General features: G+C 65.1%; 3 protein-coding genes. 1 reads left to right on the forward strand and 2 read right to left on the reverse strand.

Features of this window, described 5'->3' with window-relative positions; genetic code table 11:
* Positions 1-416 (reverse strand): peptidylprolyl isomerase (locus AB0F44_RS30125; protein WP_357361040.1); only part of this gene is annotated, 416 nt, incomplete at its 3' end.
* A 69-nt stretch (positions 417-485) separates the two neighbouring features.
* On the opposite strand from AB0F44_RS30125, the gene AB0F44_RS30130 reads away from it, so the two are divergent.
* A complete protein-coding gene (locus AB0F44_RS30130) occupies positions 486-635 on the forward strand; it encodes a hypothetical protein (RefSeq protein WP_170112099.1) in 150 nt (49 codons plus the stop codon).
* A gap of 13 nt (positions 636-648) precedes the next feature.
* Here AB0F44_RS30130 and AB0F44_RS30135 read toward each other — a convergent pair whose 3' ends face one another.
* Positions 649-1,086 carry an ABC transporter permease gene (locus AB0F44_RS30135; protein ID WP_357361042.1) on the reverse strand — a complete coding sequence of 146 codons (438 nt, stop codon included), beginning with the start codon at positions 1,084-1,086 and terminating at the stop codon, positions 649-651.
* Positions 1,087-1,213: the final 127 nt, after the last annotated feature.

Here is a 1,213-nt window from a genome sequence, read left to right on the forward strand (position 1 = left end):
GGAAGATCCCGAGCTGCTGCATCACGTAGATCGTTGGTACGACCGCCGGCGGGATGATCAGCCCTGCCAGGACGAGGCGCGCCCGCATTCGCCATCGCGAGCAGATAGCCGCGGTCGAAGCGCAGATCCGGGTGGAACTCGTCGGCGAACTCGAAGCCCGGCCCACCACGGCCGGTGCCTGTCGGATCGCCACCCTGGATCATGAACCCCGGGATGATCCGGTGAAAGACGGCGCCGTCGTAGAACGGGCCACTTTCCGTCCCACCGGCGTTGACGGTGGAGTACGGCGCGGTGCCGTCGGCGAGACCGACGAAGTTGCGCACCGTCTTCGGGGCGTGGTTACCGAAAAGCGCGATCCTGATATCGCCGTGGTTGGTGTGCAGAGTTGCCACGGCCGTCTGGTTGGGTGAGGTCACGCAGTTATGGTGCCACGCGGCACGTCGAATCTGTTTGTGCCACGGGGGCGAATGAAGGACAGTGGTCGAATGAAGCTTCGTAATCCTTTGCTCGCGTCGATCGCGCTCGCCGGGGCGGGCGCCCTGGCCTACCTGGCCCGCGCCAAGCGTCCGCAACTGCCGGAACCGGCTGCCGAGCCGCCGCGTCTCGGGTACTCCCGCAACGGCTCGGCGCACTAGTTCCGGCTGTCCGTCAGCGGCTGACCGACTTCTTGTACTGGATCTGAGCCAGCGGCACGAAGACGATCAGGATCACCACGATCCAGACCAGCGTCGTGATCACCGGATGCTGCATCGGCCACGCGTCCGAAGCCGGCGCCATCGGATTGACGTTGCCGAACAGGTCACGCACTGCCTGGGTGAGCGCCGAGACCGGGTTCCATTCGGCGAATACCCGCAGCGGGGCAGGCATGTTGTCGAGCGGAACGAACGCGTTGGACAGGAACGTCAGCGGGAAGATCACCATGAAGCTGGCGTTGTTGAACACCTCCGGCGCGCGCACGATCAGCCCGACCACGGCCATCATCCACGACAGGGCGTAGGCGAACAGCAGCATCAACGCATACGCCAGCACCGCGTCGAGGAACGAGCCACGGATCCGCCAGCCGACGACCAAACCGGTCAGCGACATCACCACGAGGCTGCGGCGACGATCGACATGAACGTCGCCGCCACGATCATCAGCGCCAGCCCGAGGATCGCGTAGGCGACCGGCTTGATGTAGGAGACCCAGTGATGGGTGACCTCGTCGACGACGA

This window comes from Nocardioides sp. NPDC023903, assembly GCF_040639295.1.
Taxonomy (GTDB): domain Bacteria; phylum Actinomycetota; class Actinomycetes; order Propionibacteriales; family Nocardioidaceae; genus Nocardioides.

Coding starts and splice junctions, on each gene's coding strand:
- AB0F44_RS30130 (WP_170112099.1), top strand. CDS start 486: ATGAAGCTTCGTAATCCTTTGCTCGCGTCGATCGCGCTCGCCGGGGCG.
- AB0F44_RS30135 (WP_357361042.1), bottom strand. CDS start 1,086: ATGTCGCTGACCGGTTTGGTCGTCGGCTGGCGGATCCGTGGCTCGTTC.